Below are 26098 nucleotides of genomic sequence, written 5' to 3' on the forward strand. Positions count from 1 at the left end.
TTTGAAGAATACTTGAACCTTATCATATCAACGGTTCCGCGAATCATATGAAAGCGTTTTAGTACATTTCGTTTTAAAATATTAGAATTTTCATATAATTAATAGGTGCTCATGACATAAGGTAACGCATATACTTCTAATTAACCTATCAAACTGATAGCGCTTACAAACAGAAGGGGGAATTGTAAGTTTATGAAAGAAACAAACGTACTACAAAAACCTGTATCACGTGAAGAGCTGTTGCGCAGAGCCAAAGAACTTGGTGAGCTCGCAGAAAAGCATTCATTGGAATCTGATGAAAACGGACAGTTGAACGATATAGTCATAGAGAAGATGAAAGAAGGCGGCTTCCAATACTTGATGCGTCCGAAATCCTACGGCGGTCAGGAAGTGGATTTTGAAACGTTCGGAGAAATCATCCGTACTGTAGCGTACCACAGTGTACCAGCTGCCTGGATCACATACTTTGCGATCATACATGAAACATGGCCGGCATTCCTGCCTAAAAAAGGACGGGATGATTTATATGGCCGCGGTGAGCTGATGGCTGACGTCTTTGCACCTGTTGGAGAAGTGGAAGATGCACCGGACGGCGAAGGCTACATCGTCAGCGGCACATGGAACTTCTGCAGCGGCGTCCTCTGGTGCGATTGGATTGCACTTGGTGCCATCCATAAGATGAGGGACGCAGAAGAACCTGAATTGAGCCTGTTCATCGTACACAAGGATGATGCCGAAATCATCAAGAACTGGGATACATTGGGGCTCAGGGGAACCGGCAGTAACGCAGTCAAACTGGATAAGGCGTACGTGCCACCACATTATGTATTCCCAATCAAAAGAGTGGTTGAAGGTGCAACGGCGCCGGACGGAAACTACGAAGAGGACTACACCATCTTCAACGTCCCTTACCTTGCATACTTCCTGTCAGGATTCTCGCAGATTGCGCTCGGCGGCCTGGGACGTCTTGTCGATGACTACACTGAAAAGACGAAAAGCCGTGTAAGGATCTACAACAACAACAAGAATGAGAAGGACGGCAGCAGCGGTCAGCGTACGCTTGGAGAAATAACGATGGAGTACAATGCACTCAAAAACATCGGTGCAGATTATCTCAAGAGGATGCAGTACTACCGTGACAACGGCATCAGGGTGCTGGACGAGAAGGAACGTGAAGAACTGTTCGCAATGCGCGGCTATGTCTCCAAACATTCCGCACAGCTTGCAACACGCATCATCGTAAACCTCGGTGGCAACGCCATATACAGGGACGGCCACTCCGAAAGGTTCGTACGCGACCTGATTGCGGTTGCAGCACACCCGACGCACCTCTATGAAGATGCGATGGTCGGCTACGGCAAGTCCATCCTCGGCTTCGACGGCCACCCGATGTGGTAATAAAAATAATTTATATAAAACAAACTTTATTAGGGGGAAATGACAATGAAACAAGAACCAATCTTTGATGTGGCGCAGCTGGCCCATTTTGAAATCTACAGTCCGAAAATTGAGGAATCAGTAAAGTTTTTCACAGATATTCTGGGGATGACCGAAGTTGCACGTGAAGGAAAATCAGTTTATTTGAGAGCCTATGAAGATATTTACCATAATTCACTTAAAATCACGGAGAACTCTGAAGCGGGTATTGGTCATATGGCTTTAAGGGCCAGATCTCCGCAGGCACTTGAGCGCCGTGTCAAAGTACTGGAAGAAATGGGTGCTGGAATCGGCTGGGTTGATGGAGATGTCGGTCACGGTCCAGCCTATCAATTCGAAGCGCCAGATGGCCATATAATGGAAATCTTCTGGGAAGTGGAATATTATGAGGCACCAGAAAGTGAGAAGACGGCTCTGCTGAACAGACCTCAAAAAAGGCCGGGTAGAGGGGTGCCCGTGCGCCGCATCGATCATGTGAACATTCTGGCAAGTGATACAAATAAAACGGTTGAATTCTTGGAAGAAGCCCTTGGATTCAGGGTGAACGAAAGAATTCTAGCAGATGATAATACTGATATTGCTGCTTGGACGAGTGTCAGTAACTTGGCACATGATATCGCAATCATGGGCGACATGATGGGCGGCAAGGGCAGGCTTCACCACATCTGCTACTGGTATGGCTATGCGCAGAACCTGTCAGACGTTTCTGACCTCCTGCTCGATAATGGATATGAAATCGAAGAAGGTCCGTTGAAACATGGTGTCTCCCAGGCACAATGCATGTATGTCCGTGAACCGGGTGGCAACCGGGTGGAGTTATTCGGTGATGCAGGTTATCTCATCTTCGATCCGGACTGGAAGACGGTGGAATGGAAAGGTGAGGATCTTCAGAAAGCGGTTGTGTGGCATGGATCTGAACTGCAGCCTGAGTTCATGAAATATGGTACACCTGACATCCCGGATCCTGCGGAAGCGGTATCGGAAGAAGTGGGAGCAGAAAAGACAAACGTGTAAATTGATTGTTGGAGACTTCACATGATGATCTTATAAAGCACCACACGATAAACAGAAGGAGGATTTATCTTGACAGCAACTGATAATAAGCAAGCAGCTGAAAAAAGCATGAAGGTCAACGGCATTGAGACGAACTATCTCGAGGCAGGCTCAGGCACGGAAACCATGATACTCATTCATGGTTCCGGCCCCGGGGTTTCCGCCTTCGCCAACTGGCGTCTGGTACTGCCCCGCCTGAGTGAGTCACTCCATGTATTCGCTCCAGATGTTGTGGGATTCGGCAAGACGGAGAAGGTCTCGAAAGAGGAGTATGGCCTGGATACTTGGGTCAATCATCTGATCGGCTTCATTGAAGAAGTGGCGGACGGTCCTGTATATCTTGTCGGCAACTCATTCGGTGGCGCGATGGCATTGCACATTGCAGACAGAAGGCCGGACCTCGTCAAAAAGCTCATCCTGATGGGTTCGGTGGGTGTAAAGTACGAGATCACCCATGGTCTTGATAAAGTATGGGGTTATGACCCGAGCATCGAGAACATGCGTGAACTGATCGAGCTGTTCTCCTATGACCAGGCGGCTGCAAAGAATGAAGAGCTCGTCCGTCTGCGCTATGAGGCAAGCACGGAACCTGAATCCGAAGAAGCATTCCGTTCAATGTTCTATGACAATCGTCAGGAACGTCTGAATGAACTCTCACTGCCGGAAGAGAGGCTCAAGAATATCGAGGTGGAGACGCTCCTGTTCCATGGTATGAACGACCAGGTCATCCCGATCGAGGAGACGAGCTACAAAATGGTACAGCTTCTGCCGAACTCCGCCCTCCATATCTTCAACAAGTGTGGGCACTGGACGCAGATTGAAAAGACGGACCCTTTCATCGACCACATACTCGCATTTGTGGAAGATAAGGAATAGCATAAAAAAGGATGGCCGATGGCCATCCTTTTTTATGTTCAAATTTTCCCCTGGGCTTTGAGTATATTCAATGCCATATATACGGAAAATAAATTCTTTGTATCATCCAGTTCGATTCCGAGTATCTCACTGATCTTGCCGAGACGGTAGCGCAGGCCGCTGATCGACATCGAAATGGCCTTTGCCGTGGCATTGATGTTCATGCCATTTTCGATATAGTCCTGCAATGTATTGACCAATTCAAGGTCCGGATCCTCCTTGAGCAGCCTGCCGACCTGGTTGTCGACGAACCGGTTGATCAGCTGATCATCGGAGATCTGGAAGAGCACGCTTTCGATGCCCAGCTCTTCATAGAAGATGATCTGTTTGCTGGCGCTCTTGGCGTTGAGGGCGGTGAGGGTCTCCTTGTGCAGCAGGGGGAGTTCTTCGAGGCCATTCGAAGTGGAACTCACCCCTACGAAGAACTTATAGTCCTTGAGCCTTGCGCTGCAGTATTTGAGCAGCTTTTTGATGAAAGTGTCACGGCTTGAAAAAATCCTTTTGAAGCTGCTGCATTCCATCACAATGACGATCTTATTGGATTTCTGCGCGGCGAAAGCGTCCATGCTGCGTTCCCGGAAGAAGAGGGTGATGTAGCGGATCAGGGTTTCTGTAGTTTCCACTTCGTTGCTCAATTCATCCTCATTGATGTTGCGCTCAAGCGTCATCATCCAGTAGTTCGCATCCGGGTCGATCTCCATGTATTGGGCATATTTGTAGAGTTCCTGTTTATCGAGCCGTCCATCCAGGACATCGTTCAGGAAGCCCCGCCTGATATTCTGTTCCGTATTGATCTTTATGTTTTCATTCAACCGGATGATGGATGCCATCAAGGCAGCCTGATCGATGATCATGCGGTCCAGTTCACTTGGGGGTTCCCCTCCCTTATAGATGAAGGAACAGTACCCTTGAATTTTATTTTCAAAGTAGATCGGTGTCCTGAGGAGACCGGAATCCGCTGAAATTTCCATGTAATCAGTCGTACGCGTATCGAGGCCCTTCAGTTCGAAATCTATGACTGCCCCCTCCGACTGCCTGACGATCCGATGTCCGCCGTCCTCTATGAAGGCCGGCAGGCCGGTTTCCTGTTCAAGCAGGTTGAGTATGTTCTGGAGGTTCTGCTTCGACAGCAGTTCCTCTATCAGCTTCCGGTGAACTTGATTTCCTTTTGACAGGTAGTCCCGCTCCTCCTTGAGTTTTGCCGTAACCGCATCCAGCTCCTTGATCATGCTTGCAGACTGGTAGTAGCGGTATTCGTTCTGCTGCTCCTCACCCCATTTGTCGAGGGGCATGCAGAGTGCCTTGCAGTGGTCGTGTCCCATCGCCCTGCACCCGGTCTCCTTGACGAGTATCGTCTTCTCGAGGACTGCAGACAGGTAGCCGCTCGCATATCCGCATAAAGTGTGGCAGACAGGGCAATCGCTTTCCGGATTCTCCTCAAGGTGCCCCTCCGCTTCATAGGAATTGAACCAGGACAGGTCGATGTATTCCATGTTGTCATCGGCATCAAAACGGATGTCGTTGATTTCGACTTTCTCAAGATAGCCGTGCAGGATATGAAGTTTCGGCCCGGCATTAATCAGGTCCATCTTGTCGGTCCATTCCATGCTGCGGACCTTTTCACCGTCACTCATGCCGGTGTGCCAGCCATACCTGATGAATATCCCTTTGGAACGTTCCTCCCCCATGCTTTGGAGAAGTTCCTGCTTCAGGGTTTCCAATGCGGTGGTCGGGATGCTCACCATCCGTTTATGGAAGGTATTCAAGGTCTCTTCCTTGGGTAATTTGAAAACACTTTTCAAGCTCATATCGGTGGATTCAGCGGTCATCTGCAACACTCCTTCTCTGAAAATCCATTACTTCATCATGTGACTTTAACATATTCCATACTAAAATATTTAAATATTCACACTAATTATAGGTTATAATGCAAGTCACAGGATGATAGCATGTAATTAATCTATTCAGAGTGCTTCAGTGGCTCTAAAAATTTTTGAAATTGTTTGGTAGCGATTTCATTATATCCATTCGCCGGCCATTTTGCAAAAATCAGCCGTGCATTGAGGGACTGGAGCATTTCTACTGGATGGAGCATAAATAAAACTTAACGTGGAAGCAACTTGCTAATCGATAATTCTTCAAATCACTCAAGGGGGTAATTTTAATGGAAGATCGTCAATTCAGGAATGCAATGGGGAAATTCGCAACAGGTGTCAACGTCATCGCAACGGAGGTGGATGGTGAAGTCTACGGCATGACGGCGAACGCGTTCATGTCCGTGTCACTCGATCCGAAGCTGATCGTCATCTCCATCGGCAATCATGCGAAGATGCTCGAGCGGATCCGCCAGAGCGGCAAGTTCTCGGTGAACGTCCTGTCTTGCGAGCAGCAGGAGGAGTCCATGAGATTCGCGGGCCAGAAACAATTTGAAGATAAATTTGAATTCGATACGCTGGCTGGTGTACCGGTCGTGGAGAATGCCCTGTGCCAGCTCTCCTGTGATGTCTACAACGAGCATACGGAAGGGGACCATGTCCTCTTCATCGGCAAGGTGAACGATCTGGTGCTCGAAGAGGGTGACCCGCTCATCTTCAACTGCGGCAAGTACCGCCGCCTGGAAGCGCTCGAAGAAGTCAGCAGCAAATAATACATTCGGCAATATTTGAAGGGGGATGGCCTGAATGGAAATCATTCATCTGAACGAAGAGAATCTGGAAAGCTGGCAGAACAGATCGCGCAGGAATGTCATTGCACTTGGTTTTTTTGATGGTGTCCATAAGGGCCATCAGAAAGTCATCGGCACTGCAGCGGAAGCAGCTGAAAAAGCGGGGGCTGCACTCGATGTGATGAGCTTCTTCCCGCATCCGAAGACGGTGCTGTCGAACGGCAAAAAGCAGGTGGAGTATCTGATGCCGCTCGAGGAGAAGGCGCGCATCCTTGAGGGGATGGGTGTCGACCGCCTCTACATCGTAAAGTTCACCAAGGCATTCGCTTCGCTCGCACCCGAGGATTATGTGGCAGAGTATCTGTCCAAGTTCGATACGATCCACGCTGTGGCGGGGTATGACTTCTCCTACGGATTCAGGGGGGAAGGGACGATCGACCGGCTGTATGCCGATTCCGGTTTCCGAATCACTACATCGAAAGTGGAGAAGGTCGAGCACACCGGCGAGAAGATCAGTTCCACCCGCATCCGTACGGCCATCCTGGATGGGAAAGTGTCCGAGTTGTACCAGATGCTCGGACGGCGCTACCGGACATGCGCTGAATGTTCGGATGGTCATCTTTCATTGAAGGATTACTACATGCTGCCGCAGGATGGCATATACGACGTCATCATCGACAACGGCGTCAGCCGGTATCGCACGCAGATTTATGTGGACAGTGCACAGCAGCGGATTACATTTACGAAGCACTGTCTGATGGATCACATCAACCAGCAAGAAATCGCCATCACTTGGGAGAGAAGGGTTGCATCCCATTCCTTCTATCAACTGGTGGCACAATAGGGAGGCACATTCATGGCAACAGTGAAAGCACTCGGTGAAGAAATATATGAAGCAGAAAAAAATGTCGCACCCATCAGCCCATTTACGGAGCGGTATCCGGAAATGACGGTCGATGAAGCGTATGGCACGCAGCTTGAGTATGTGGAACGGCGTCTGGCTGACGGTGCAGTGATCAAAGGAAAGAAAATCGGTCTGACAAGCAAGGCCATGCAGGAGATGCTCGGCGTCGATCGGCCCGACTACGGACATATCTTCGACGATATGATCCATAATGCGGACACGCCGGTCGATGTCAGCCGGTACATCAAGCCACGTGTAGAGTTCGAAATCGCCTTTGTATTGAAGGAAGATATCGATGGCGGCAATGTAAGCGAAGAGAATGTCGCCGGGTCGATCGACTATGCGGTGGCTGCTGCAGAAATCATCGACAGCCGCATCCGTGACTGGAAGATCAAATTCGAAGATACTGTATCTGACAACGGCTCATCCGCCGGTGCCATCATCGGCAGCCGGAAAGTGGCGCTCCAGGACATCGATCTTCCTGAAGTGAAGATGGAAGTGTTCAAGAACGGTGAGAAGATTGATGAGGGCCAGGGTTCCGCCGTGCTCGGCAATCCGCTCAAGGCAGTCGTCTGGCTCTCTGAAGCCCTGCATCAATATGGCATCTCTTTAAAGGCCGGTGAAGTCGTGCTTGCAGGTGCATTGACGAAAGCTGTCGATGTCGCAGCCGGTGACGAATTCAAGGCCACATTCGATGGACTCGGTGAAGTGTCTGCATCTTTCAAATGATCATATACAAGAATGGACTCCCCTCAAGGATGGACTTTGAGGGGAGTTTGATTTATTCATCTTCCTACCTGGGTAGGATATATAAGCAGACATCTTGATATTGTCTCGAATTCGAGATAATATATACGTATTAACTTTTGGAGGGATTCTATTATGAAAAACGAAGGACTGCTCGGTATCCACCACGTCACCGCAATGACGGATGACGCGGTGAGAAATTATGAGTTCTTTACAAATGTTCTGGGCATGCGTCTTGTGAAGAAGACGGTGAACCAGGATGACATACACACGTACCACACATTTTTTGCGGATGATGTCGGTTCTCCGGGGACGGATATGACGTTCTTTGACTTCCCGAACAACCCAAAAGGGTCGCCTGGGTCGAACTCCATCTATAGAACGGCATTCAGGGTGCCGGATGATGCGGCGATCGAATACTACAGGGACCGCTTCGATGAATTCGGTGTGAAGCATGACGGCATTCAGGAGCTGTTCGGCAAGCAGGTGCTGCCGTTCGAAGAGGCTGATGGACAGAAGTATCAGCTGATCTCCGACGAAAAGAATGAAGGTGTTGCAGCAGGTACCCCTTGGAAGAACGGACCGGTACCGGAAGACAAGGCGATATACGGCCTCGGACCGATTGAGATCCACATCAGTTATTTCGAAGATTTCAAGAAGGTACTGATGGATGTCTATGGCATGAAGCCGGTTGTGGAAGAGGCGGACGTGGCCCTTCTAGACGTTGGCGAAGGTGGCAACGGCGGTCAGGTCATCCTGAGGAAGGACGAGTCTGAATCTGCGATGCAGGGTTATGGGGAAGTGCACCATGTATCGTTCAGGGTGGCGGACCATGAAGTGATCAAGAAATGGGAAGAGAAGTATAACGAAATCGGCATGCGCCATTCAGGCAATGTGGACCGCTTCTACTTTGAGGCGCTATATACGCGTGTTGGCCACATCCTGATTGAACTGTCCACCGACGGCCCGGGATTCATGGATGACGAACCGTATGAAACGCTCGGGGAAAGCCTCGCATTGCCGCCTTTCCTTGAGGAGCGGCGCGAGTATATCGAAAGTCAGGTCCGTCCATTCGATACGAAGCGTTCGAAATAGAATTAAGGAGACCTGTTAAATGGAAGCAATTAGAAGAATCCACCACATTACAGCGATTGTCGGCGATCCTAATGAGAATCTGAGGTTCTACCGCGACGTGTTGGGCCTCAGGCTGGTCAAGCAGACGGTCAACTTCGATGATCCGGGTGTCTACCATCTCTACTTTTCAAATGATGATGTGACACCGGGGACGGTCATCACCTTCTTTCCCTGGAGGAATGGACGTGTCGGCCGAAAGGGCAGCGGCCAGGTCGGCAGGATTGCGTTCAGAATTCCAGCCGGAGGTATGGAAAGATGGAAAACCCATTTTTCTGAGCAGGATATCGAATTTTCGATGACGGAACGTTTTGGCCAGAAGACATTGGAATTTCAGGATGTACATGGTCTTGATCTTGCACTTGTTGAAGGGGATCAGGCATCATCTGATGATGGCATACTCGGCTTCCATGGTGCAGTCCTGTTGTCCTCGAATCCGGAAGGGTCGAAGCACTTCCTCACACGGACACTCGGGCTGAAGCTGCTCGATATCGGCAGCGGCATCGAGCATTTTGAAACGGCGGGGGAAGAGAAACACCATATCATCATCGCCCTGCCACCGCTGCCGAAGGGCAGATGGGGCACCGGGACCGTCCATCACATCGCATGGTCCGTACCGACTGAAGCGGTGCAGAGGGACTGGCAGAGCCAGCTGCTTGCTGATGATGTCGGTGTAACGGAAGTGAAGGACAGAAACTATTTCAAATCCATCTATACAACGGAGCCTGGCAACGTGGTCATGGAATTCGCAACAGATGGCCCGGGGTTTGATGTTGATGAAGAAAAATCAAAACTTGGTACAGAACTGAAGCTGCCGGAGCAATATGAACATCTCAGGCCGGAATATGAAAAAAGCCTGCCGGAACTGGATATATAAGAGGTGGAAAGAATGCTTGATTTCACGCCGCAGCAGCTCAATGAAAAGGAACAGAAGAAATTCCTGATCGGCTCGGTCATTCCTAGGCCGATTGCTCTGGTTTCCACCATGTCGCGAGAGGGAATTGTGAATATCGGACCGTTCAGCTACTTCAATATTGTCACTTACCGTCCACCTATACTGTCAATTGCAGTTCAGCGGGCGGCTGGCGAACCTAAAGATACGGCGCGGAATATATTGAATACGAAAGAAGCGGTTGTGCACGTTGTTGACCAGGACAATGTGGAGGCTGCGAATGAAACAGCAGCCCAACTCGGTCCAGAAGAGAGTGAGTTGGATGTATCCGCATTTACGACGGCAGTCTCGAAAACTGTCAGTCCGCCTGGGCTGAATGAAGCCAAAGTCCGCATGGAAACAGAACTGTATGATTCAATGGTCATATACGATGATGACAGCCATGCGACGACGGATCTACTGCTGCTCAAAGTCGTTCATTTCCATATTGATGATGATATCTATCATCATGGATATGTCGATCCGGTCAAGTTGGGAGCAGTCAGTCGTCTGGCAGGACATGACTATGCAGAGATAGGCAGGATGTTTACTGTCCAGCGACCAGAATAGAGAAGGAGTGTTCACTTATGAAACATATATACAATGAAAATAAAAAAGGTGCACCGGTATTCGTACTGTTGCATGGCACCGGCGGTACGGAGCATGACCTCCTGCCGCTTGCAGGGATGCTCAACCCGGAGTATAACGTGCTCAGTGTGAGGGGTAATGTTTCCGAAAATGGCATGAACCGTTACTTCAAGCGGCACGGGGAAGGGCAGTATGATGTGGAAGACCTCAATTTCCGCGGCAAGGAGCTGCATGACTTCATCGTTGAAGCATCAGAAGACTATGGATTCGATGTCCGTGACGTCATCTTCGTCGGATTCTCCAACGGTTCGAACATCGCCATCAACATGATGCTGAGGGAAGATACCGACTACAGGAAGGCGATTCTTTTTGCGCCGCTCTATCCTGTTACAGTCGATCATGATAAGGACCTCAGCGGTGCGGAAGTATTCCTCTCCATGGGCAGGAATGACCCGATGGCACCAGAGGAGGAGAGCAGGCGCGTCATCGAGCTGTTCGAATCACGCGGAGCCGATGTGACCACCACCTGGGTCAATGGACACAGTCTGCCTCAGGAAGCTGCGATGAAGGCGAAAGAGTGGTTGGAAGGATAGTCCAAGTAAAAAGGTGCATATCGAATAAGAGGCTAGTAAAAGTGACTCGTTCCTCATTTACGATATGCATCATCTTTTTAATATTTATCTTTAATTCGAGATAATTATATGATATACTTCGAATTCGAGATAAATATGCCTGATTCATCAGGAGCAGGCAATTTATTATGGAAAGTGAGTGAGCAATATGGGTTTTATGGACAGACTATTCAATAGATCAAAGGAGAATGATAAAATGTCGAATGTAAAAGTAGCAGTGGTATTCTACAGTATGGGTGGCACGAACTATCAGATGGCCAAATGGGCGCAGGAAGGTGCAGAAGCAACCGGAGCCGAAGTGAAACTGCTCAAGGTCGAGGAACTTGCACCGCAGTCTGCCATCGACGGCAATGAGGCATGGAAAGCGACTGTCGAAGCGACGGCAGATGTTCCGGTTGCGACTTCAGAAGATGTCGAGTGGGCGGATGCACTCATCTTCAGTGCACCGACACGTTTCGGCAACGTCCCTTCCCAGATGAAGCAGTTCCTGGATATGCAGGGAGGCATCTGGGCAAACGGCAAGACGATCAATAAGGTCGTCAGTGCGATGACTTCTGCACAGAATCCGCATGGAGGGCAGGAAGCGACCCTGCTGTCGCTATATACTACAATGATGCATTGGGGTGCCATCATCGCATCTCCAGGATATACTGATCCCGTGCTTTTCGGTGCAGGGGGTAATCCTTACGGTACAAGTGTTTCCGTCGACCAGGACGGAAACATGGTTGAAGACGTCGAGGCGGCAGTCAAGCATCAGGCAGCACGTACTGCATCCGTTGCAGAGTGGGTCAGGAACGGAAACCAATAATCGTCATAAAAGGAACGCCGGCAACAGCTGGTGTTCCTTTTATTTATGGAAAACGGGTTGGTAGGTGTATAATCATTTCCATTATCGGACGAAGGGGCGTATAATTATTGTGAAATAGATAACAAATGAGGAGGGCTTTATATGCGTGCAGCAGTATTTCACGATGCAAAGGATATTCGTGTAGAAGACGTTGAAACACCGGAAGTCAGTGAAGGTAAAGTGAAGGTCAAGGTCGCTTGGGCTGGCATCTGCGGCAGTGATCTCCACGAGTACAACGCAGGTCCGATTTTCATTCCAAGCGGAGAGGAATCTCCGATGACGGGCAGAAAAGCGCCGCTGACCATGGGCCATGAGTTTTCAGGTACGGTGGAGGAAGTGGGTGCGGGTGTCGAAGGACTCAAGGCTGGAGACAAAGTGACGATCAACCCGCTCATCACCCAGGAAGTGCACGACGAACCACTCGTCGACATGTATAAGGGATTCACTTTCGTGGGCCTCGGCAGTGACGGCGGTTTTGCCGACTATGTTGTCGTGGACAGGAAGAATATAGTGAAACTCGAAGATGATACTTCCCTTGAACTCGGCGCACTTGTCGAACCGACAGCCGTTGCCCTTCAGGCAATCCGGGAATCCGAAATGCAGTTCAGCGACTCCGTTGCGGTATTCGGGGCGGGGCCGATTGGTCTCTTGACCATCATTGCCGCGCGGGCTGCAGGTGCAAAGGACATCTTTGCATTCGACCTCAGCGATGCTCGACTTAAGAAGGCGAAGGAAGTCGGCGCGACACACGCGGTCAATTCAGGCAACGAAGATCCGATTGCATATATCCAAAAATACTACCCTGACGGTGTCGACCGGACATTCGAAGTCGCAGGTGTCGGCGTGACGGTCGACCAGTCCATCCAGGCGACACGGGCGCGCGGTATGGTCACAATCGTCTCCATCTTCGAAAAACCGATTGAATTCAACCCGATGTCCCTCACCGCAAGCGGGGTGCGTATCGCATCCACCCTGGCCTACGAGCCGGACATCTTTGAAGCTACCGTCAAGATGATGGAGAGTGGACAGATCGACCCATTCCCGGTCATCACCGACCATATCGAATTGAACGAGATCGTCTATAAGGGATTTGAAGCCCTGCTGAATGACAAGAGCCAGTCCAAGATCCTTGTGAAACTCAGCGGTGACAAATAAATATATTTTCCAGCCATGGCAATAATTGATGTTGTCATGGCTGTTTTTTTATATAATGGAGGAGAGTGATAGGGAGGGGTGGCCATATGAATATGGATGTACAGGAATATCTGCCGTTTTTGATACCGTTGCTTCTGCTGCAGCTGGTACTGATGGTGACTGCGCTGGTGATGATCATCAGGCAGGAGCATTTCAAGTATCTGAATAAGGTGGTCTGGATCATCATTGTGCTCCTACTGAACATCATCGGGCCGATCCTATACTTCGTACTGGAGCGCAGATGATATGGGAATATTGAAGATTGAAGGGCTGAAGAAGGCATTCAACGATAAGACGGTGATAGAGGATCTGAACCTTGAAGTTGCAGAAAATGAAATCTATGGATTCATCGGCAGCAACGGTGCCGGCAAGACGACTACGATGAAGATGGTGCTGGGGCTGTTGAAGTCGGACGATGGAGAAATATATGTCTGCGGTGAAAGGGTCCGGTTCGGGGATACGCCGACGAACCGCCATGTCGGCTATCTGCCGGATGTGCCGGAATTCTATACCTATATGAATGCAGAGGAATATTTGAAGCTGTGTGCCGACATCACCCGGATGGGGAAGGCGGAGCAACGTGAACGGATCGATGAACTCCTCAAGCTGGTCGGGCTCCGCGGAGAGAAAAAGCGTATCAGGGGCTATTCCCGTGGGATGAAACAACGGCTCGGCATTGCACAGGCGCTGATCCACCGGCCGAAGCTCCTGATCTGCGATGAACCGACGAGTGCCCTCGATCCGAAGGGACGGATGGAGATACTGAAGATATTGAAGGAGATTACAAAAGAGACGACGGTCATTTTCTCCACGCATATTCTGACCGACGTCGAGCGTATTTCCGACAGGGTGGGGATCCTGTATGAGGGGAAGATCGTGAAGGAGATTGACCTTTCCAAGGAATCCCTCGGCGAAAAGGGGATTGTCATCGAACTTGAGCAGGAATCCTATGACAAAATCTCGCCAGTGCTTGATCTGATTCATATCGGCGGGGGGTCATATGTCATAGAGGACCATTCCCTGCAGGAAATCTATGGTGTGCTGCATGCGCATGGAGTATATCCGGAAAAGATCGTGAAAGAACGGAAATCCCTTGAGGATGTGTACCTGGAGGTGACCACATGAGCCAGATGGTGCCGCTTTTCAAAAAGGAACTCATCGAATCGTGGCGCAACTTCAAGTTTGCGGCGATCGTCATCGTATTTGCGATCATCGGGATACTCAGTCCGTTCACGGCGCTCATATTGCCTGATATACTTGGCATAGTCATGGACGACTCCGGCGTTACGGTCGAGATTCCTGAATCTACGTCACTGGATTCCTACATGCAGTTCTTCAGCAATATGAACCAGATGGGACTGGTGATCTTCGTCATCGTATTCGGCAGCATCCTCACGCATGAGTTCACCCGCAATACGCTGGTGAATCTGGTGACCAAGGGGCTGAAGCGGACGTATGTGATTGTGGTCAAAGCTTCATTCCTCATGCTCGTGTGGACTGTGGGATATGTCATCAGTGCACTGGTGGCCTATGCTTACACGATCTACTACTGGGATGAGCCGGTGGACCATCTCGTGCTGGCATTCAGTATGACGTGGTTATACGGTCTGTTCATCATCAGCCTCATCCTGCTTGCTTCAACCCTCTTCACGAACAGCTTCATCGCAGTGCTGTTCAGTGTCGTCGCAGTCGTCATCGTGATGCTGATGGCGGGGATCCATCCGGATATCGCAGAATACCTGCCGCAATATCTGATCGGGAATAATGTAGGCCTGCTTGCCGGAGAAATCGATCCGGAGGATGTGCTGTGGCCAACGGTCATCACTGCAGTGCTGAGCCTGGTGTTCATACTTTTGGCCGTCATCAGGTTCAAAAAGGTGCCGATGACCTGATATTTCCTGGGAAATGTGCGGGAGGAGATATCTATTTCTCCACCATATGTATTTTCCAGCACTGCCCCCATACAGCCGGATTGAAACCACAACATTCCAAACATAAAAAGGACGAACGCCCACCATCCATTACAGGATGGTCAAGGGCCGTTCGTCCTTTTCTCGTGTGCCGGGGTTTTTGTTCCGGCACTGTCTATTCAATTGATCCATGCTAGTACGGATCGGATTCGTGTCCTTTATCGACTGCGTCTTCAGCAGCCTGCTGCTGGGCGGCAGTGCCCTTGCCATATCTGGATTTCTCTCCAGCTTCACGGCCGGGCATTTCGGTGTCGTCGCCCATCTCCTGCATTTCCTTCACCTTTGCTTCGATGCCTTCCTTGACGCGGCGTCCGTATTCTTCGTCCGCCTGCGTGAAGTGGTGGACCATGGCCTCCTGTATGCGCTCGTCACACTGTGAGAGTACATTGGAGAGGTTCTTGATCAGTTCGTCGCGTTCCCAGTCCTCGAAGCCACGGTACGTCTCACCGGCCTGGCCGTAGTTGTTCGGACGGTCGATCGGCTTCGTCATCGCCGCAGCGTTGTATGTCGGCTGATGCTGTGGTGCCTCTTCAGGCGCCTCCTCGAGACCGCCGGTCATGGATGGTTCATAGTTGATGCTCGGATCCCTGCTGCCTTCGCTCGGATCACGATGGTCGAGCTGTCCGCGGTGCTGGTTTGTGCGTACGTTGGTCTTCGGCCTGTTGACAGGCACCTGCAGATAGTTGGCACCGACACGGTAGCGCTGCGTATCGGAGTAGGAGAATGTACGGCCGATCAGCATCTTGTCGTCGGAGAAATCCATGCCGTCGACGAGTACACCGGTACCGAATGACGCCTGTTCGATCTGGGCGTGGAAGTCCGTCGGATTTTCATTAAGCACCATGCGTCCGACCGGCTTCCAAGGGAACTTGTCCTCAGGCCAGAGTTTCGTATCATCGAGTGGATCGAAGTCCAGTTCTTCATGATAGTCATCCTCCATAATCTGAACGAACAGTTCCCATTCAGGATAGTTGCCGCGTTCGATCGCGGTGTAGAGGTCCTGTGTCGCATGGGCGACATTCTGGGACTGGATATCGTGCGCTTCTTCCTGTGTCAGGTTGCGGATGCCCTGTTTCGGCTCCCAGTGGTATTTGACGAGGACCGCTTCCCCTTTGTCATTCACCCACTTGTACGTGTTGACGCCGGAACCCTGCATATGCCGGTAGGAGGCAGGGATGCCCCAGGGCGAGAACAGGAATGTGATCATGTGCGTCGCTTCCGGAGAACGGGAGACGAAATCGAACATCCGTGTCGGATCGGGCACATTGGATACAGGATCTGCCTTGAAGGCGTGGATCATATCCGGGAACTTCATGGCATCACGGATGAAGAAGATCTTCAGATTGTTGCCGACGAGGTCCCAGTTGCCGTCCTCCGTATACATTTTTACAGCGAAGCCCCGTGGATCCCGTTCCGTTTCCGGAGAGTCCTTGGCACCTGCGACAGTGGAGAAGCGTACCATGAGCGGCGTCTTCTTGCCTTCGCCGGAAAATACTTTGGCGCGTGTGTACTTTTCCACCGGTTCATCACCGACTTTGCCGTATGTTTCAAAGTAGCCGAATGCACCGGTGCCTCGTGCGTGCACTACGCGTTCCGGCACTTCTTCCCGGTCGAAGTGCGACATCTTTTCAAGGAAATGGTAGTTCTCCATCGTCGCCGGCCCCCGGTCGCCGATGGTGCGCAAGTTCTGGTTATCTGTGACGGGCCGGCCCTGCCGGGTCGTCAGCGTATCGCGTTCCGCCTCTTTTTCTCGTGGAATCTCATTTTCTTTCTGATAGTTCTTATCTGCCAAAACCAAAACCTCCTATAATATAGTTCTTGACCAATTACGGAAAGATGATGCTTGGGAAATATCAATCAGAACAGTCCGCAGTTTATACTGCTCCCAATTTGTACATCTACAATTATAGTAACGTAATATTCTGAAATCAAATCATAGGCATGGAATATCTATTGAATATAATTCCTACTAAAAAAATAAGGTTTAGTGTTGACTTTGATTCAGGCATGGGATATATTAGTCAACATAACTTAATAATTCAGAAAATTCTTATCCAGAGAGGTGGAGGGACTGGCCCTTTGAAGCCTCGGCAACAGACCGTATGTGAACTGTGCCAATTCCAGTAGCGATTTGCTAGAAGATGAGAAGAGAGTTCTATTTTATAAATAAAGCCCCTCTTCTTATCTACAAGAAGCAGGGGCTTTTCAATATCAAAAACGGAGGTATGTACATGTCAAAAAAACAGATTCATCTCAACGGTTTCATCCAAAATTCGCCATCACCGCATTCTACAGGACTCTGGAAGCATGAAAAGGACCAGGGGACTCGCCACAACCGCCTGGACTATTGGACCGGTACAGCAAAGACTCTGGAACGCGGTAAATTCGATGCGCTCTTCATTGCGGATGTTCTCGGCACATACAGCGTCTACGGCAACAGCCATGATGCAGCGGCGAAGCATGCCGTACAGCTTCCCGCCCATGACCCGACACTTGTGATTCCTGCCATGGCGGCCGTCACGAAGCACCTCGGGTTCGCACCGACGATTTCGACTACATACGCACAACCCTATTCATTGGCCCGCCAGCTGTCGACGCTGGATCATCTGACGGAAGGGCGGGTCGCATGGAATGTCGTGACTTCATACCTTGAGAGCGAGGCGGTGAATATGGGGCTTGAACAGCGTCTGCCGAAGGAGATGCGCTATAACCGGGCAGATGAGTTCCTCGAAGTCGTGTACAAGCTCTGGGAGGACAGCTGGGAGGCGGATGCCGTCCAACATGATAGGGAGAAGGATACTTTTGCCGATCCGGATAAGGTGCACATGATCAACCACCGCGGTGAATTCTTCAATGTGCCCGGACCCCACCTTGTGGAACCTTCACCCCAGAGGACGCCAGTGCTCTTCCAGGCGGGTGCATCGCCAAAGGGACGCGACTTTGCAGCGAAGCATGCAGAAGCGGTCTTCACGAAGAACCATTCGCTCGAGGCGCTGGCGGCCTACGTGAAGGATATCAGGGAGCGTACGGTGGCCCAGGGCAGGAATGCAGATGACGTCAAAGTGTTTCCGATGATCCTGCCGATCATCGGGGAGACCGAGGCGGCAGCCTACGAGAAGTATGAAGCACTCCAGGACAGTGTGAGCTATGAAGGCACGGCATCCCTCCTGTCCGGCCATACGGGCATCGACTTCTCTCAGTATGATCCGGACCAGTATATCGAAGACATTGAGACGGAAGCGGTGCAGGGGAACCTCGACATGTATACGAAGGATCCGAACCGCAAATGGACATTGCGGGAAGCAATCAAGAACCACGGACTCGGCAATGGGACGGTGAAGTTCATCGGTACGCCGGCACAGATTGCGGACCGGATTGAAGAGTGGGCCATAGAGGGCGATGCGGATGGCTTCAACATCGCCCAGACCTATTCGCCGGGCACGTTCGAGGAGTTCGTCGACCTTGTCGTCCCTGAACTGCAGGCGCGCGGCATCTACCGCACGGAATATGAAGGGGAGACGCTCAGGGAGAACATGTTCGGAAAAGGAAGGAAACATCTTGCAGACAATCATCCCGCAAAGAGGCCAAGCCTTGCCGGGCAGTGGCACTAGGGTAGGGAAAGGAGACACATATGGAACAGATAACTTTATATACTTGGATCGGCTTTTCGGCATTCCTTCTGCTGATGCTTGCGGTCGGCTATCTGAGTTCAAGAAAAATGAAGACCATCGGTGATTTTGCGACAGGCGGCGGCAAGCTTGGTCCATATGTACTGGGCTTCTCCTTCGCCGCAACGTATTTGAGTGCAGCAACCTTCCTCGGGTATCCGGGGTGGTCCCATGAATGGGGGCTGTCCAACCTCTGGCTGTTCCTGGCTATCATTGCAGGCGGGCCGGTTGGTGTCCTTATGGTGGCCAAGAAGGTGCGTAAGCTGAATACGAAGCAGAAGTCCCTTTCCCTGCCGGACTGGCTTGGGGATTTCTATAAAAGCGACATCCTGCGGGTGGGGACGGCCCTCATCCTGCTGTTCAACATATTCTACATCGCCGCACAGTTCGTTGCAGGTGCACGGATATTCGAGTATCTGCTCGGCATGTCCTACACGACCGGCCTCATACTCATTGCGGTCATCGTCGTCGTCTATGTATTCGCAGGCGGTGCACTGGCCGACATATATACAGATGCCATCCAGGCTGTGCTGATGGCGGTCACTGCCATCGTCATATTCATCTCGGGCATCGTCATATTCTGGCGCGGGAGCATCGCGGATACATTTTCCGGCATTTCAGGCAACCTTGCTTCACAGAATGAAAATCTCGTGAAGGTATTCAATCCCGAATCCCTACACTTCTATTCCTTTGGGGCCGTATTCGGCGCCATCGCCATCCAGTGGGCGTTCGCTTCCGCTCCGCACCTGTTCAACAAGGTGCTCGGACTGAAGCATGAGAAGGATCTCGGCAAGATGATCGCGACCTACGTCGTCGTCGCTTCCCTATGTGTGCTTGTCCTCTTCGGCGGCCTATACAGCCGGGCGGCACTCGGCGATTCGGTCGCTGCAGCGGACCTGGCGCTCGTCGACTACATCATCTGGGCGTTCCCTGCCATATTCGTCGCATTTTTCGGCGTCGTCATCCTGGCTGCTGCGATGTCCACGACAGACGGCATCTTCGTATCCATTTCGACGGTGTTCGCCAACGATATCTTCCTGAAGTTCCTGGTGAAGCGCAAGATCGTCAAAGTGAGCGACGAAAAAGCACAGCGCATCGCCTTCCAGATCAGCCGCATGACGGTGCCGGTCATCGGTCTGCTGGCATTGCTCATCGTCCTCCGGCCGCCTGAATATATGGGTGACATCATGTGGATCGGCATCTCCGGCATCGCCGCCGGAACGATGGGGCCGATACTGCAGGCCGTCTATGCGAAGCGTCGGGCGCCGGCACGTGCGGCTGAGCTGTCGATGATCGTGGGCTTGGGCTCCTACCTGTTCCTCTATTTCAGCGGAATCATTCCAAGTACGATGTCGGCAGGGGCTGTGGCGACCTTCATCGGAATCGCCACCATCAATATCGCTTCTTGGGTGCTCCGCCCATCTACAGCGGTGAAACCGGCAGAAGAGGGGGGATCCTGATGTTCGTAAATGAAATGCTGTCCATATGGCTTTACGGGTTTGTTGGGGCGTTGACCTTCATCGGCCTGTTCATATGGAAGGGCTATATGAAGGAAGAATAGAAGGACGCCATGCGAGTACTCGCATGGCGTCTTTATCATTATTATACATTTGCCAACATTTTAAACATATTACACCCTGTTTTTATATGCTCATCGATGAAATCATACTCTGAAGTGTGGAGGGGCGGGTGATCCTCCCCATTGCCCATATAAAAGTATGCCGCAGACACTTCTTTGGCATAGTGGCCGAAATCTTCGTTGGAGAGTTCGGGGTTCGCATGCAGTTCATGGCGCAGTTCTCTGGCGCGTTCAAAGTTGTTGATCTCCATATCTCCACTCCTCATCAAAATTCTTATATCTTCAAGAAAACTCTAGCATGCCGTCATCCATAAGTAAATTTATGATTGTTCTGAAAATTGGTCTTGTGGTTTAACGGGTTGTCTGCAATAATGTTACTATTATTTGAAATTTGAAAAAGAGGAAGGGTATACATATGGAAAATAATCAAAAAAGGGGAATCTTCAACCGTTTCCTCGATGTGGTCGAAAGGGTGGGGAATAAACTTCCCGATCCGATCGTACTGTTCATCATCCTGATGTTTACGATTCTCGGCGCCTCATTCATCGGCGGCATGCTCAAATGGGAAGCCGTAAATCCTGCAGACGGTGAAACGATCCAGGCGGTGAACCTGCTCAATGGGGAAGGAATCGTCCGCATCTTCACGGAAGCAATTACGAATTTCAGTGAATTTCCACCACTCGGCATGGTGCTGGTCGTCATGATCGGTATCGGAATGGCCGAGAAATCAGGGTACTTCGAGACAGCTATGAAGCGGGCCATCGAAGTATCTCCGCAGAAACTCATCCTGCCTGCCATCATCCTGGTCGGCATCGTGGGTAACGTTGCCGGTGACGCGGCACCGATCATCCTGCCACCGATTGCGGCCATGGTCGTCATGAAGCTCGGCTACCATCCGTTCGTGGGGCTGGTCATGGCGTACGCGGCTTCCCTCGGTGCATTCGCAGCCAACGTCATCCCAGGGATGACTGAAGCACTGGCACTTGCGTTCACGGAACCTGCTGCACAGCTGATCGATCCGGACTATACGGGCAGCCTGCTCATGAACTACTACTTTACGGCAGTGGCGACTGTATTCCTGCTTGCGATCGTCTATTTTGTGACGAAAAAGATTACAGTGCCCCGACTTGGTACATATGAAGGATTGGAGACGGCGGATCATGAACCATTGGAGAAGAAGGAGATTGTGGCCCTCAGGTGGGCGAACATCTCCGCACTCCTGACATTCATTATCTTCATGGTGTTCCTCCTACCTGAGAATGCGATATTCCGTAATGCTGAAACGGGCTCCATCATCCAGGATTCGCCGTTCATGAATTCAATCATATTCATATTGACGATCTTCTTCTTCGTCCCGGGCCTCGTCTATGGCCTCAAGGCCGGCACAATCCGTTCGACGAAGGACTTCGGCAGCATGCTCGGGGATGCGATGGGTACGATGGGAAGCTATGTCGTCCTCGTATTCTTCGCCGCCCAGATGCTCGCCTACTTCAGCTGGAGCAACCTCGGGCCGATCATTGCCATCAAGGGTGCGAACGCGCTTGAGGCGGTGAACGCCTCCGGCATTCCGCTCATCATCGGATTCATCCTGCTGGCTGGCCTCATCAACCTGCTGATCGGCAGCGCCTCGGCAAAATGGGCCATCCTGGCCCCGGTGTTCGTACCGATGTTCATGCTGCTCGGCTATGACCCGGCATTCACGCAGATGCTCTACCGTATCGGCGATTCATTCACGAATCCGATCACACCGATGCTGCCGTATCTGCCGCTGCTGCTCGCATTTGCGCAGCGTTACGATAAGAACGCCGGACTCGGCACACTGCTGTCGGCCCTGCTGCCGTATTCGATCGTCCTGTTCTTCGCATGGACGATACTACTCATTGTATGGTACCTGATCGGCATACCTCTCGGTATCGACGGACCGATCTACCTGCCTGAATCTTGATAATTGAGGAGAATGGAAAATGAACCTGCAACAACAGATTGAAAAAGTAATGGAAGCAGTCGTCACATGGCGCCGCACCATGCACAAGCATCCTGAACTGTCATTCCAGGAACATTGGACAAGCAGCTATATAAAGTCGGAACTTGAAAAGATGGGGGACATTGAAATCTCCCAGCCGACGGAAACGAGCGTCCTCGGCATCATCAGGGGAGCGAAGCCGGGACGGAAGATCGGGCTCCGTGCAGACATCGATGCCCTCCAGATACAGGAGGAGAGGAGCGATATCGATTTCGTCTCCGAGAAGGAAGGTGTGATGCATGCATGCGGCCACGACGGACACGCAGCCATCCTGCTCGGTGCCGCCAAAGTGCTCGTGCAGAATATCGATGACCTTCACGGCGAAGTCTATCTGATCTTCCAGCATGCTGAGGAGGAACCGCCGGGCGGGGCGCAGGAAATGGTGGCTACCGGACTTTTTGATGATCTCGACTTCATCTATGGGCAGCACCTGTTCACGCCGATACCGACCGGCAAGATCGGCATCACGAACGGACCGATCACATCGAATTCCGACACATTCGACCTGAAAATCCAGGGACGGGGCGGACATGCCTCACAGCCCGAGAACTCGATCGACCCGATCGTCATCGGCGGTCAGATCATCAGCCAGTTCCAGACGATCATTTCACGGATTGCTTCACCGCTCGATTCCGCCGTCATCTCGACGACGAAATTCCATGCCGGCAGTGCGAAGAACATCATCCCGGACAACGCCATGCTCGAAGGCAGCGTGCGCACCATCAATGATGAGACACGGGAGATGGTCAGAGAGCGTATGGAAAAGGCGGTCAAAGGCGTCTGCGACATGTACGGGGCAACTTATGACTTTTCATTCAACTACGGCTATTCTGCTGTAGTGAATGAAGATGCTGTGACGGACAGGGTCAGAAGGATGGCGACAGAGGAATTTGGGGACAAGGTATTTGAGTATCCGCTCGCAATGGGCGGGGAAGACTTCGCCGCCTTCTCCCGCATCATACCGGCGACCTATGCCTGGATCGGTGCAGGCAACAAGGAGAAGGATATGGAATATCCACACCACCATCCGAAGTTCGGCATCGATGAAGACAGCTTCATCGACGGCGTGAAGATGATGGTCCTGACGGCATTTGAAATGACACAGCCTGAATAATTTTGGAATCAAACGAAAAATGACCTGGTCCTAAGAGGATCAGGTCATTTTTGATGGGGGAGTGTTTTTCGTCCAACTTGCCATCGTTTCGGCTGCGATGGTGAATTAACGGTTTAACTTGCCATCGTTTCGGCTGCGATGGTGAATTAGCGGTTTAACTTGCCATCGTTTCGGCTGCGATGGTGAATTAGCGGTTTAACTTGCCATCGTTTCGGCTGCGATGGTGAATTAGCGGTTTAACTTGCCATCGTTTCGGTTGCGATGGTGAATTAGCGGTTTAACTTGCCATCGTTTCGATTGCGATGGTGAATTAGCGGTTTAACTTGCCATCGTTTCGGTTGCGATGGTGAATTGGGAGCCTAACTCGCAGTCGGAAACGCTGCGACTGTGAATAGACGACATCCGTTACGCATTAAGTTTCCGTGGGAAACCAATGAGTATCGCGATGATGCCACAGATCAGGAGCATCGCGGGATAGATGGAATACGGAATCATGGCGACGGGTGAAATGGCTGCAAGGCCTGCCGCAGCGAGCATCTGTCCGCCGTAGGGGATGAGTCCCTGGAAGGCGGCGGCGAAGATATCGAGGATGCTCGCGGACTTCCTCCGGTCGACACCATATTCATCGGCAATGTCTTTGGCCAGGGGTCCCGTGATGATGATGGAAATCGTATTGTTGGCGGTGCTGAGATCTGTTGCACTGACGAGTGAAGCGATCCCGAACTCTGCACCTCTTCTGGAGCGGATCCTGCTCGTGATGAAGTGGAGCAGGTAGTCGATGCCGCCGTAATGCTGGATCAGTGCGATGAGTCCGCCGATCAGTATGGCGATGATGGAAATGTTCTGCATATTGCCGATACCTTCGCCGGCAGCAGTGACGAATGATGTGAATGTATAGGACCCGTCAAGGAAGCCGACGAGTCCGGCAAAGACAATGCCTCCGGAAAGGACGATCAATACATTGACCCCGAGCAGTGCGATTATCAGAACAGCGAGGTAGGGCAGTACTTTTAACAGGTTGTAGTCGAGATCCGTCGCGGGGGTCGTCGACTGTCCGGACGAGATGAACCAGAGTATGATGACTGTTGCGATGGCGCCCGGCAGCACAATGAAGAAATTCGTCTTGAACTTATCAGACATCTTGACCTCCTGGGACTGTGTGGAAACGATCGTCGTATCGGAAATGACCGACAGGTTGTCCCCAAACATGGCGCCGCCGATGACTGTGGCAAGTGCAAGGGCCAGTGAAAGATCCGTCTGTCCGGCTATGCCGATGGCGATGGGGGCAAGTGCTACGACAGTACCCGTTGAGGTCCCCATCGAAATGGAGATGAAGCAGCAGATGATGAACAGGCCGATCAGCAGCAGATTGCTCGGCAGGAGTGACAGGCCGAGATTGACTGTGGACTCCACAGCCCCCATATTCTCTGCGACCTGCGAGAATGCGCCGGCGAGTAGGAAGATGAGCACCATCAGCATGATGTTCTCCCGTCCGGCACCCTGGGTCACGATACCGATCTTCTCATTCAGACGGTCTTTCGGTTTTATCAGCATCGCTGCAACGATGGCGACGATGAGTGCAACGGTGATCGGCATCGCTTGGAAGTCCCGGGTGATGATGCCAGTACCGATGAACAGTGCGACAAAAATGAGCAGTGGGAGCAGTGCGAGTGGATTGCCCCGTGTATTATCCTTCATGGTGAACAGCCTCCAATGGTTTGATGATGGTCATGAGAAATAAAAAAGCCCACTTCATAGAAGAAGAGGGCAGGAATACATCTCTTCTTATCTTCAAGCAATTACGCTTCTGGAATTGGCACGGGCCGGCTAAGGCTGTTGCCGAGGCTTCAAAGGGCCAGTCCCTCCACCTCTCTGGATAAGAATCATCTCAATTTAATTTAAGACAAACTTTACCGCCTTTCGTCCACACTGTCAACAGGAAATATTTTGTTTATTCCAAACAATTCGGGTGATGACATGAATCTTCACATCGATTGCACCTTGCTCTATACTTGAATGGCAAAAATAAAATAGTGGAGGGGATACCATGAGTATGGAATATGCACCACCTTTAAGCTTTGGACGGGATGGGGCCAAAAAGCATGTTGAAGTTTTTCTGAACACCGCCTGTCCGTATTGCCACAACTTTTTTCTGGCTGCCCACGAAGCTGTGATGCCGCGTGTCGAATCGGGGGAAGTACGATACACCATAAAGCACTATGACAAACCGAAGGTGCGGCTGCTCCATGGTACGATAGCCAACCTTTTTCTGGACTATAACCAGCCCAATGAAGCATATGAAATCATGAAGTCCCTGTTCCTGACACAGAAGGAATGGGCGCATCTCGACAGCGGGGAAATCGAACAGATGATGGAGCAGGAGTATGGCTGCCAGGAGCAGAGGAGTACGATGAACTTGAGCCTCGATATTACAAAGGAGGCGCTGGAGCGTTCAATTCTGGTTGTGCCGACGGTCTTCATAAATGGCGAAAAATTCGAGTTCGACAGTATGAGTGAGCCGAGGAAAATATCTGAAAAGCTGGCATATATGCTGGATTGATGAGGGATGTATGTGTTGAAAGAAGCCCGGTCAAACTTACATTGAAGCTAGTGGAGGTACAATAAAAAGAGGCAGCTTTCGCTGCCATAAAGATGACGGTCTGCTCTGCCGGAATAACTGCGTCAAGCCCGACATGCGAG

24 protein-coding genes and 2 riboswitches are annotated in these 26098 nt (G+C 51.1%); of the genes, 20 read left to right on the forward strand and 4 right to left on the reverse strand.

The window, feature by feature from the left end; translation table 11 throughout:
* Positions 1-192 precede the first annotated feature (192 nt).
* The 3 genes from LLU09_RS08245 (at position 193) to LLU09_RS08255 (ending at position 3366) form a co-directional block, all read left to right on the forward strand.
* Complete coding sequence (locus LLU09_RS08245) at positions 193-1398, forward strand: acyl-CoA dehydrogenase family protein (RefSeq protein ID WP_228311327.1); 1206 nt, start codon at positions 193-195, stop codon at positions 1396-1398.
* Positions 1399-1443: 45 nt separating this feature from the next.
* The gene (locus LLU09_RS08250; RefSeq protein WP_040106108.1) at positions 1444-2451 is read left to right on the forward strand and encodes a catechol 2,3-dioxygenase; all 1008 of its coding nucleotides are present in this window, start codon (positions 1444-1446) and stop codon (positions 2449-2451) included.
* Between the two features lie 69 nt (positions 2452-2520).
* A complete protein-coding gene (locus LLU09_RS08255) occupies positions 2521-3366 on the forward strand; it encodes an alpha/beta fold hydrolase (RefSeq protein ID WP_304612937.1) in 846 nt (281 codons plus the stop codon).
* A 38-nt stretch (positions 3367-3404) separates the two neighbouring features.
* Here LLU09_RS08255 and LLU09_RS08260 read toward each other — a convergent pair whose 3' ends face one another.
* Positions 3405-5171, reverse strand: coding sequence for a XylR N-terminal domain-containing protein (locus tag LLU09_RS08260; RefSeq protein WP_255620808.1), 1767 nt, complete (start codon positions 5169-5171; stop codon positions 3405-3407).
* 398 nt (positions 5172-5569) lie between these two features.
* Here LLU09_RS08260 and LLU09_RS08265 point away from each other — a divergent pair, with 398 nt between their 5' ends.
* The 12 genes from LLU09_RS08265 (at position 5570) to LLU09_RS08320 (ending at position 14936) form a co-directional block, all read left to right on the forward strand.
* The gene (locus tag LLU09_RS08265; protein ID WP_228311328.1) at positions 5570-6052 is read left to right on the forward strand and encodes a flavin reductase family protein; all 483 of its coding nucleotides are present in this window, start codon (positions 5570-5572) and stop codon (positions 6050-6052) included.
* A gap of 34 nt (positions 6053-6086) precedes the next feature.
* Positions 6087-6914 carry an FAD synthetase family protein gene (locus tag LLU09_RS08270; RefSeq protein WP_040106105.1) on the forward strand — a complete coding sequence of 276 codons (828 nt, stop codon included), beginning with the start codon at positions 6087-6089 and terminating at the stop codon, positions 6912-6914.
* Positions 6915-6926: 12 nt separating this feature from the next.
* Positions 6927-7703: a 2-keto-4-pentenoate hydratase gene (locus LLU09_RS08275; protein WP_228311329.1), complete on the forward strand. Its 777-nt coding sequence runs from the start codon at positions 6927-6929 to the stop codon at positions 7701-7703.
* Positions 7704-7856: 153 nt separating this feature from the next.
* Positions 7857-8816, forward strand: a complete 960-nt coding sequence (gene mhqE, locus LLU09_RS08280) for a ring-cleaving dioxygenase MhqE (RefSeq protein ID WP_228311330.1) — start codon at positions 7857-7859, stop codon at positions 8814-8816.
* 19 nt (positions 8817-8835) lie between these two features.
* Positions 8836-9729 carry a VOC family protein gene (locus tag LLU09_RS08285; RefSeq protein ID WP_228311331.1) on the forward strand — a complete coding sequence of 298 codons (894 nt, stop codon included), beginning with the start codon at positions 8836-8838 and terminating at the stop codon, positions 9727-9729.
* Between the two features lie 12 nt (positions 9730-9741).
* Entirely contained in the window at positions 9742-10353 is a 612-nt protein-coding gene (locus LLU09_RS08290; RefSeq protein WP_228311332.1) for a flavin reductase family protein, read from the forward strand.
* Positions 10354-10370: 17 nt separating this feature from the next.
* Entirely contained in the window at positions 10371-10964 is a 594-nt protein-coding gene (locus tag LLU09_RS08295) for an alpha/beta hydrolase (protein WP_228311333.1), read from the forward strand.
* A gap of 235 nt (positions 10965-11199) precedes the next feature.
* Entirely contained in the window at positions 11200-11811 is a 612-nt protein-coding gene (gene wrbA / locus LLU09_RS08300; RefSeq protein WP_228311334.1) for an NAD(P)H:quinone oxidoreductase type IV, read from the forward strand.
* 141 nt (positions 11812-11952) lie between these two features.
* Positions 11953-13005, forward strand: coding sequence for a 2,3-butanediol dehydrogenase (locus tag LLU09_RS08305; RefSeq protein WP_228311335.1), 1053 nt, complete (start codon positions 11953-11955; stop codon positions 13003-13005).
* Between the two features lie 86 nt (positions 13006-13091).
* Positions 13092-13289, forward strand: a complete 198-nt coding sequence (locus LLU09_RS08310; RefSeq protein ID WP_228311336.1) for a PLDc N-terminal domain-containing protein — start codon at positions 13092-13094, stop codon at positions 13287-13289.
* A gap of 1 nt (position 13290) precedes the next feature.
* The gene (locus LLU09_RS08315) at positions 13291-14169 is read left to right on the forward strand and encodes an ABC transporter ATP-binding protein (RefSeq protein ID WP_228311337.1); all 879 of its coding nucleotides are present in this window, start codon (positions 13291-13293) and stop codon (positions 14167-14169) included.
* Positions 14166-14936, forward strand: a complete 771-nt coding sequence (locus LLU09_RS08320) for an ABC transporter permease (protein WP_228311338.1) — start codon at positions 14166-14168, stop codon at positions 14934-14936. The genes LLU09_RS08315 and LLU09_RS08320 overlap by 4 nt, the downstream gene beginning before the upstream one ends.
* Positions 14937-15147: 211 nt before the next feature.
* Here the strand turns inward: LLU09_RS08320 and LLU09_RS08325 are convergent, their stop codons facing one another.
* Positions 15148-16806 (reverse strand): catalase, encoded by a 1659-nt coding sequence (locus tag LLU09_RS08325; RefSeq protein ID WP_051682999.1) that lies wholly within the window; start codon positions 16804-16806, stop codon positions 15148-15150.
* A gap of 255 nt (positions 16807-17061) precedes the next feature.
* Positions 17062-17162: riboswitch (SAM riboswitch) on the forward strand.
* Between the two features lie 83 nt (positions 17163-17245).
* Here LLU09_RS08325 and LLU09_RS08330 point away from each other — a divergent pair.
* Together LLU09_RS08330 and LLU09_RS08335 are read left to right on the forward strand one after the other, a co-directional pair.
* Positions 17246-18625, forward strand: a complete 1380-nt coding sequence (locus LLU09_RS08330) for an LLM class flavin-dependent oxidoreductase (RefSeq protein ID WP_228311339.1) — start codon at positions 17246-17248, stop codon at positions 18623-18625.
* Between the two features lie 20 nt (positions 18626-18645).
* Positions 18646-20142 carry a sodium:solute symporter family transporter gene (locus LLU09_RS08335; RefSeq protein WP_228311340.1) on the forward strand — a complete coding sequence of 499 codons (1497 nt, stop codon included), beginning with the start codon at positions 18646-18648 and terminating at the stop codon, positions 20140-20142.
* Positions 20143-20284: 142 nt separating this feature from the next.
* Here the strand turns inward: LLU09_RS08335 and LLU09_RS08340 are convergent, their stop codons facing one another.
* The gene (locus tag LLU09_RS08340; RefSeq protein ID WP_228311341.1) at positions 20285-20512 is read right to left on the reverse strand and encodes a hypothetical protein; all 228 of its coding nucleotides are present in this window, start codon (positions 20510-20512) and stop codon (positions 20285-20287) included.
* 158 nt (positions 20513-20670) lie between these two features.
* Here LLU09_RS08340 and LLU09_RS08345 point away from each other — a divergent pair, with 158 nt between their 5' ends.
* On the forward strand, positions 20671-22206 hold the full coding sequence (locus LLU09_RS08345; RefSeq protein WP_370632494.1) for an AbgT family transporter: 1536 nt from the start codon (positions 20671-20673) through the stop codon (positions 22204-22206).
* A 19-nt stretch (positions 22207-22225) separates the two neighbouring features.
* Positions 22226-23398 (forward strand): amidohydrolase, encoded by a 1173-nt coding sequence (locus LLU09_RS08350; RefSeq protein WP_228311343.1) that lies wholly within the window; start codon positions 22226-22228, stop codon positions 23396-23398.
* Positions 23399-23803: 405 nt separating this feature from the next.
* Here LLU09_RS08350 and LLU09_RS08355 read toward each other — a convergent pair whose 3' ends face one another.
* Positions 23804-25096 carry a Na+/H+ antiporter NhaC family protein gene (locus tag LLU09_RS08355; RefSeq protein ID WP_228311344.1) on the reverse strand — a complete coding sequence of 431 codons (1293 nt, stop codon included), beginning with the start codon at positions 25094-25096 and terminating at the stop codon, positions 23804-23806.
* 84 nt (positions 25097-25180) lie between these two features.
* Positions 25181-25281, reverse strand: a riboswitch (SAM riboswitch).
* Positions 25282-25445: 164 nt separating this feature from the next.
* Here LLU09_RS08355 and LLU09_RS08360 point away from each other — a divergent pair.
* On the forward strand, positions 25446-25958 hold the full coding sequence (locus LLU09_RS08360; protein WP_228311345.1) for a thioredoxin domain-containing protein: 513 nt from the start codon (positions 25446-25448) through the stop codon (positions 25956-25958).
* Positions 25959-26098: the final 140 nt, after the last annotated feature.

Source organism: Salinicoccus sp. RF5 (assembly GCF_020786625.1).
Classification (GTDB): domain Bacteria; phylum Bacillota; class Bacilli; order Staphylococcales; family Salinicoccaceae; genus Salinicoccus.